This window comes from Sulfitobacter sp. EhC04, assembly GCF_001650875.1.
In the GTDB taxonomy this organism is placed as follows: Bacteria; Pseudomonadota; Alphaproteobacteria; order Rhodobacterales; family Rhodobacteraceae; genus Sulfitobacter.
Genome location: NZ_LXYI01000030.1, coordinates 73779 through 80397, shown reverse-complemented (window position 1 = coordinate 80397; position 6619 = coordinate 73779). Strand labels below are relative to the sequence as shown.

The 6619-nt window shown below is 64.3% G+C and carries 8 protein-coding genes; 6 read left to right on the top strand and 2 right to left on the bottom strand.

Annotated elements, in window-relative coordinates:
- Positions 1–372: 372 nt before the first annotated feature.
- The 6 genes from A8B82_RS14105 to A8B82_RS14080 all read left to right on the top strand — a co-directional run bounded on the left by A8B82_RS14105 (position 373) and on the right by A8B82_RS14080 (position 4677).
- Positions 373–1626, top strand: coding sequence for an MFS transporter (locus A8B82_RS14105; RefSeq protein ID WP_162841713.1), 1254 nt, complete (start codon positions 373–375; stop codon positions 1624–1626).
- 85 nt (positions 1627–1711) lie between these two features.
- Positions 1712–1957, top strand: coding sequence for a hypothetical protein (locus A8B82_RS14100; protein WP_067293545.1), 246 nt, complete (start codon positions 1712–1714; stop codon positions 1955–1957).
- A gap of 103 nt (positions 1958–2060) precedes the next feature.
- Positions 2061–2813 (top strand): alpha/beta hydrolase, encoded by a 753-nt coding sequence (locus A8B82_RS14095; protein ID WP_067293542.1) that lies wholly within the window; start codon positions 2061–2063, stop codon positions 2811–2813.
- Between the two features lie 4 nt (positions 2814–2817).
- Positions 2818–3246 carry a VOC family protein gene (locus A8B82_RS14090; RefSeq protein ID WP_067293540.1) on the top strand — a complete coding sequence of 143 codons (429 nt, stop codon included), beginning with the start codon at positions 2818–2820 and terminating at the stop codon, positions 3244–3246.
- Positions 3247–3263: 17 nt separating this feature from the next.
- On the top strand, positions 3264–3935 hold the full coding sequence (locus A8B82_RS14085) for a hypothetical protein (protein WP_067293565.1): 672 nt from the start codon (positions 3264–3266) through the stop codon (positions 3933–3935).
- A gap of 31 nt (positions 3936–3966) precedes the next feature.
- On the top strand, positions 3967–4677 hold the full coding sequence (locus A8B82_RS14080) for an alpha/beta fold hydrolase (protein WP_067293538.1): 711 nt from the start codon (positions 3967–3969) through the stop codon (positions 4675–4677).
- A gap of 22 nt (positions 4678–4699) precedes the next feature.
- Here A8B82_RS14080 and A8B82_RS14075 read toward each other — a convergent pair whose 3' ends face one another.
- Positions 4700–5287: a DUF6151 family protein gene (locus tag A8B82_RS14075; protein WP_067293536.1), complete on the bottom strand. Its 588-nt coding sequence runs from the start codon at positions 5285–5287 to the stop codon at positions 4700–4702.
- A gap of 3 nt (positions 5288–5290) precedes the next feature.
- On the bottom strand, positions 5291–6571 hold the full coding sequence (phaZ, locus tag A8B82_RS14070) for a polyhydroxyalkanoate depolymerase (RefSeq protein WP_067293533.1): 1281 nt from the start codon (positions 6569–6571) through the stop codon (positions 5291–5293).
- Positions 6572–6619 lie beyond the last annotated feature (48 nt).

Genomic DNA, 6619 nt, shown 5'->3' with positions numbered 1-6619 from the left:
AAATCTGGGCCATATCGGCTCCTCGTCGGTTTGGCGCCCACTGAACGCCCGGTTGCGGGTTATGTGTTCGGGTCTTCTGGCAAGCGGGGGCAGGGCCGTCAAGGGGGCGCGGGGCGGGGCGGCGCGGAAAACCGTCTGACGTGGGGTGTGGGCAAGCCTCAGCAGTGTGGGAGGAAGCGCGCATTGAGCAGGGCGCAGGTCCAGAGCCTAATTCCGGGCTGGTGCCAGATTGCGGGTGTGTCACGCACAGAGGTCAGCATCGCCCACCCCGGGCAGGCGAAGGTCCGGCACGTCAGGGGATTGAGAACAGGCCCGCACGCGCTATCTGGCGATGCCTGTCGTCCGTGAACCCAATTGCAGAAAGAAAGCCTGATGTCATCCAGCCCGGCCCAAGGAACCTTCAGCAAGATTGCGGGCGACGAAGGTGCTGACAAGCCCGACCCGACCGAAGGGCGCAACGGGCTGCGGCATATCGCATCGCTGGCGATGACAAAGGTGGCGGATGGGCTGATCGACCCCAAGCTGGTGCTGGCCTGGCTGGTCACCGCCCTGGGCGCGCCTGCGGTCTTTGCGGGCGCGCTGGTGCCGATCCGCGAGGCAGGCGCGTTGCTGCCGCAGATGCCGCTTGCGGCGGTGTTGCAGCGCATGGCGCGGCGCAAATGGATATGGGTGCTGGGCAGCGCCGGGCAGGGCGCGGCGGCGGCGCTGATCGTGCTGGCGGCGCTGTCGCTGGAAGGGCAGGCGGCGGGCCTTGCCATCTGCGCGGCGCTGGCGCTGCTGGCGGTCTGCCGGGCGGCCTGTTCAGTGTCCTACAAGGACATTCTGGGCAAGACGGTGTCGCTGGCGCGGCGTGGTGCGGTGACCGGGCTGGCGGGGTCGGCATCCTCGGTCGGGGTGCTGGTCTTTGCCGCCGTGCTGATCCTGGGGCCGGGACAAAGCCAGAGGCTGGTCATCTCGGCGATTGCGCTGGCCGCCCTGTTCTGGGGGGCTGCCGCGCTGCTGTTCACGACCCTGGAGGAGGAAAAGAGCGAGACCGGCGGCGATTCCATTGCCGATTTCGCGGTGCTCAGGGAAGACCCAGCGCTGTGGCGTTTCATCATCGTGCGGGGGCTGCTGGTTTCGACGGCGCTGGCCCCGCCCTATCTGGTGGTCCTGTCGGGCGATGGCAAGCTGGGCGCGTTGGGCGGGCTTGTGCTGGCCTCGGCGCTGGCGTCGCTGGCCAGTTCCTATGTCTGGGGGCGTCTGGCGGATCAATCCAGCCGCCGGGTTCTGATGTTTGCGGGCCTGTTGGGCGCTGTTGCCATGGGGGCTGCTGTTGTGCTTTGGGCCGCCGGGATGGCGGCGGGGTGGGCCGCAATGCCGCTGGTGCTGTTTGTGCTGATGATCGCCTACCACGGGGTCCGGCAGGGCAGGTCCACCTATCTGGTCGATCACGCGCCAAAGGACCGGCGCGCGGCCTATGCCGCCGTGACAAATACCGTCATCGGTGTCTTGTTGCTGGGGGTGGGCGTGCTGGGCGGTGGTGCGGCGCTGATCGGGCCACAGGCCACGCTGATGCTCTTTGCCATCATGGCGGTTGCCGCCTTTTTCGTCGCGCGCGGCCTGCCAGAAGCCGAAGGCCGCTGAATGCCAAAGTATACGTTGACTGCGACGTTCAGGAGCGTAAAAGCGACAGAAGGACCCCGGCAATATTTCCGTGAAGGAGCGCGGCATGGCAGGCTATAACCGGACATTCAAACTGACGATTGCGGATGTTGACATGATCGAGGAAGCGCTGCGCGCCCGTGGTCGTGAATTGTCCCGCATGCGGCTTGCTTTGGGGGGTGACAATCCGGCGCATATGGAATCGATCCGGGTGATCGAGAATGACCAGCGCGAAAACGAAGAATTGCTGGGTCGGTTGCACGATCAGAAGATTTTTTACCGGCCCAAGACGTCGACCTACGTCAGCGGCTGAGGCACGCGCGCCCGGTGGGCGCGCCGGTGTCGGCGGTGCGCGGCATTCTCGCGGTTGCCCTTGCTCCCCGCGTTGCGCATGATGGCGCGCAAAAGGGGGCACCATGAGCGAAACCGCATTTTTGGAAACGAATTCAGGGCGTCGGCTGGCGTATCACCGGACGGAGGGGCAAGGCCCCTGCATCGTGTTCCTGAGTGGTCTGAAATCAGACATGATGGGGACCAAGGCGGTGTTTCTGGAAGATTGGGCACGTCGGAACGGGCGGGCCTTTCTGCGCTTTGATTATTCCGGGCATGGCTCCTCGTCGGGGGCGTTCACCGATGGCTGCATCGGGGATTGGGCCGAGGACACGGCCGAGGTGGTGGCCGCGCTGACGCAGGGACCGATCCTGCCGGTGGGGTCCTCCATGGGCGGATGGCAGGCGTTGTTGCTGGCGCGGGCGCAGCCGGAGCGGATCGCGGGACTGGTGACAATCGCTGCCGCCCCGGACTTTACCGAAGATGGATATTGGGCGAAATTCACCCCCGCGCAGCGCGCGCGGATCGAGGCGGGGCAGATGGTGGAACTGCCCTCGGACTATATGGAGCCCTATCTGGTCACGCCGCGGATGATCGCGGACGGGCGCGAAAATCTGGTGTTGCGCGCGCCGCTGCATCTGCCGTTCCCGGTGCGTTTTCTGCAAGGCACGGCGGATACCGCTGTCAGTGTCGCGACCGCTGTGGGCCTGCTGGAACATGCCACCGGGCCGGACATGCAACTGCGGCTGATCAAGGATGCGGATCACCGGTTGTCGGATGGTCCCTGCCTTGACCTGATTGCTCATGCGATAGATGAGGTTCTGGCTGTAAATGGCTGATAAAATGGAACAACGTATCTCTCTGATCACGCTGGGCGCACGGGATCAGACTGGGCTGGCGGCGTTTTACGACGCGCTGGGCTGGGTCCGGGTGGAGAGCCCGGACGGGGTGATCGCCTATGATCTGATCGGCCAGACCCTGGGGCTTTACCCGATCGAGAAACTGGCGGAGGACATCGGTGTGCCGGTGGCGGCGCTGGGGCATGGGGCCATGACGCTGTCCTACAACGTGCGCGAAAAGGCGCAGGTGGCCCCGGTGCTGGCAATGGCCGAGGCGGCGGGGGGCCGCATTTTGCGTCCGGCGCATGATATCTTCTGGGGTGGATATGTCGGGTATTTCGCGGACCCCGAAGGGCATATCTGGGAGGTCACCCACAACCCCCATGCGCCGCTGGCACCGGATGGTGCGTTTCGCTGGAATGGCCACGGCTGATGCGCAGACCGGCCAGCATGTGGAGCCTTGAGACCTTTGGCCGGGTCCGCCTGTCGAAACACTTCTACATGCGCGATTTTCTTTATTCCGAGATTTCGGGCTTTCACGGCATTCCCAATGTCCCGGACGACCCCGAACTGGCAATCGAGAACGGGCGGGCGTTTTGCATGGCGCTCATGGACCCGCTGGAGGAAACCTTTGGCCGGGTCGCGGTGCGGTCGGGCTATCGCAGCCGGGCGTTGAACCGCTATGGCAACGAGAACCGCCTGAACTGCGCGCGCAATGACAACCCGCTGGAGTGCCATATCTGGGACTGGGCCAGCGGCGACAGCGCCGTGGCCGGGGCCAGCGTGGTGATCCCCTGGTTTGCCGATCAATATGCCGAAGGGCGCGACTGGCGCGATCTGGCCTGGTGGGTGCATGACCATCTGCCCTATTCGGAGATGTGGTTCTTTCCCAAGTTGGCGGCTTTCAACCTGGTCTGGCGCCCGAAGCCCTGGCGCACGATTTCCAGCTATGTGGCACCGCGCGGGATGTTGCTGCGGGCCGGAGAACGGCCTGCCGAAAATGCTGGCACCCGTGCGCGGCGCTATGCCGATTTCCCGCCCCTGTGCGGCATTGCGATGCCTGATGTTGCGGCACCCCAAAGCCATGTTATAGAGAGTGAAGCGGGCAATCGCCCGGACTGAAAGACTTTTGAGATCAATAAGGTGCGCTGATATGGCCGAGCCGCTGGTGCTGTTGCCCGGCATGATGTGTGACGCGCGGCTTTTCGGGCCCCAGATCGCCGAGCTTTCGGCGGATATGGCCGTCATGCTGGCCCCCATCACAAAGGGTGAACGGATCGAGGAGATTGCCTCGGGCATTCTTGACCTGTTGCCCAAGCGGTTTGCCGTGGCCGGGCAGGGCATGGGCGGTGTGGTCGCGATGGAACTGCTGCGGCGCGCGCCGGACCGGGTGACGCGGATTTGCCTGATGGGCACCAACCCCCTTGCCGAAACCCCTGTTGCCGCCGCAAACCGCGAGCCGCAGATCGTGCGGGTCCGGTCGGGACGGTTGCTTGAGGTGATGCGCGACGAGGTTCCGGCCAGCAGCCTGGCCCCCGGCGGTCAACGCGCCGAGGTGCTGGAGCTGGCCATGGACATGGCCGAGACGCTGGGGCCGGAGGTGTTCATCCGCCAGTCCCGCGCGTTGCAGCGGCGGCGTGACCAGCAGGCGGTGCTGCGCAAATGCAAGGCACCGGCGCTGGTGCTTTGTGGGCGGCATGACGCATTGAGCCCGGTCAAGCGCCACAGTTTCATGGCAGAGCTGATCCCCTATGCCGAATTGGTGGTGCTGGAGGATGCAGGCCATCTGCCGACGCTGGAACAACCCGCCGAGACAACCGCCGCGCTGCGCAACTGGATGCGTCAACCGCTGGTATTGCGCTAGCGGTCCTCGCGAGGCTGCACCGTCAGGACGCCGGTGCGAGCAGGGCTTTCCGGGTGCCCTGCGGCAGGACCGTGACCGGGCTGACCGGTGTGGCGCTGTTGGTGTCAAAGAACGGCGTGTTCTTCCATCTTCCGGTGAGGCGCTGCATGGCGATGCGGGACAGGGCGCTGCCGATCATGCGCAGAAGGCCCTTGTGACGTGTCTTGCCGTTTTTGGTGGGGATGAAGCCCTGGGCGACCACCGGGCCAAGCGGGGCCGTGTCGGCAAAGCTGTTGGTGCGGATGCCGACAAAGGACAGTTTGGGATTGCGCGGGGTGTTGAACAGGGCTGTGCCGCAGCAGGCCGCGTGCCAGCGCAGCAGGTTCTTGTCGCCAAAGGAGAATACCGCCAGTTCATCGGCCCCCTTGGTGATTGTCACCCTGTCCGGTGTGGTCTGGAAGATGCCGACCGGGCCGGGGGCCGGGTCGGGCTGACCCAGGTGCAGTTCCGCGGCGCGGCAGTCGCGGCAGGAGCATTCGGCGTGGGTGCCGACATTGGGAGCGGCGCCGCGCAGGGTGCCGCCCAGTTTGCCGCAGTTGCAGGCGAATGCGAGATCGCGTGCGGCGGCCATGGGTTATGCCGCCTTGTTCTTGTTTGCGGGTTTCTTATCCTTCGTCTGCGGGTCGCCGCTGTTTTCGTCGATGAAGTTCAGCACCAGCGGGCGGATGTTGTTGCGCCAGCTGCCACCGGCAAAGATGCCGTAATGCCCGGCACCTTCCTCAAGGTGGCTGGCCTTCTTGCTGTCGGGCAGGCCGGTCAGCAGTTCCAGCGCCGCAACGCATTGGCCGGGGGCGGAAATGTCATCCTTGGAGCCTTCGACGGTTTTGACCGCGACGGTGGTGATCTTGCCGATGTCCACCTTGCGCCCGTTGACGGTAAAGGAGTTGCTGGCGATTTCGTGGTTCTGGAAAATGCGGTTGACGGTCGACAGGTAGAATTCCGCCGTCATATCCATGACCGCGAGATATTCATCGTAGAATTTGTTGTGCTTGTCGTGCTCATGCGCCTCGCCCTTGGCGACGCGGCTGATCTGGTCGGAGAACGCCTTGAAATGGGTTTCCGAATTCATCGAGATGAAGGAGGACAGCTGCAACAGGCCGGGATAGACCTTGCGACCGACACCGGCATATTTGAAGCCGACACGCTGGATCATCATGTGTTCCAGCTGGCCCATGGTGACGCTGTGGCCAAAGTCGGTGACTTCGGTGGGCGCGGCACCGGGGTCGATCGGGCCGCCGATCAGGGTCAGGCTGCGCGGCTGCGCGTCGGGTGCTTCCTCGGCCAGATAGGCGGTGGCGGCCAGCGCCAGCGGTGCGGGTTGGCAGACGGCGATCACATGGGTATCGGGCCCCAGGTGTTTCATGAAATCGACAAGGTAGAGTGTATAATCCTCGACATCGAACTTGCCCGCGCTGACCGGAATGTCGCGCGCATTGTGCCAGTCGGTGATATAGACGTCGCAATCGGGCAGGAGGCTGATCACGGTGGAGCGCAGCAGCGTGGCATAATGGCCGGACATCGGGGCCACCAGAAGCACCTTGCGTGCGGGCGCGGGACGGCCCGAAATCTTGAAATGCAACAGATCGCCAAAGTCGCGGGACAGGGAGATTTCGGCGGACACAACATGGTCCTGGCCGTCTGTGCCGGGGAGTGCGGGGATGTTCCAGTCGGGTTTGACCACGATGCGGCTGAAGGTCCGTTCGGTCACTTCGCCCCAGGCGGCCATCCAGTTCAAGCCAGGGTTTGGAAACATCGAGAAAGCAGGGTAGGATGCCATGGCAAGCGCCGAGGCGCCGAGCCATTGGTTGGTATTTCTGACGGTCTCCATCAGGTCGTAAGATGCCATGTAACGCATGTAGGTCTCCTTTGGGCCCTATATCGCGCATCTCCTTGGTCCGGCCCC

Excerpts from the sequence above, each read along its gene's own strand:
- A8B82_RS14095 (WP_067293542.1), top strand. The coding sequence starts at position 2,061 with ATGAGCGAAACCGCATTTTTGGAAACGAATTCAGGGCGTCGGCTGGCG.
- A8B82_RS14090 (WP_067293540.1), top strand. The coding sequence starts at position 2,818 with ATGGAACAACGTATCTCTCTGATCACGCTGGGCGCACGGGATCAGACT.
- A8B82_RS14075 (WP_067293536.1), bottom strand. The coding sequence starts at position 5,287 with ATGGCCGCCGCACGCGATCTCGCATTCGCCTGCAACTGCGGCAAACTG.
- phaZ (WP_067293533.1), bottom strand. The coding sequence starts at position 6,571 with ATGCGTTACATGGCATCTTACGACCTGATGGAGACCGTCAGAAATACC.
- A8B82_RS14080 (WP_067293538.1), top strand. The coding sequence starts at position 3,967 with ATGGCCGAGCCGCTGGTGCTGTTGCCCGGCATGATGTGTGACGCGCGG.
- A8B82_RS14085 (WP_067293565.1), top strand. The coding sequence starts at position 3,264 with ATGTGGAGCCTTGAGACCTTTGGCCGGGTCCGCCTGTCGAAACACTTC.
- A8B82_RS14105 (WP_162841713.1), top strand. The coding sequence starts at position 373 with ATGTCATCCAGCCCGGCCCAAGGAACCTTCAGCAAGATTGCGGGCGAC.
- A8B82_RS14100 (WP_067293545.1), top strand. The coding sequence starts at position 1,712 with ATGGCAGGCTATAACCGGACATTCAAACTGACGATTGCGGATGTTGAC.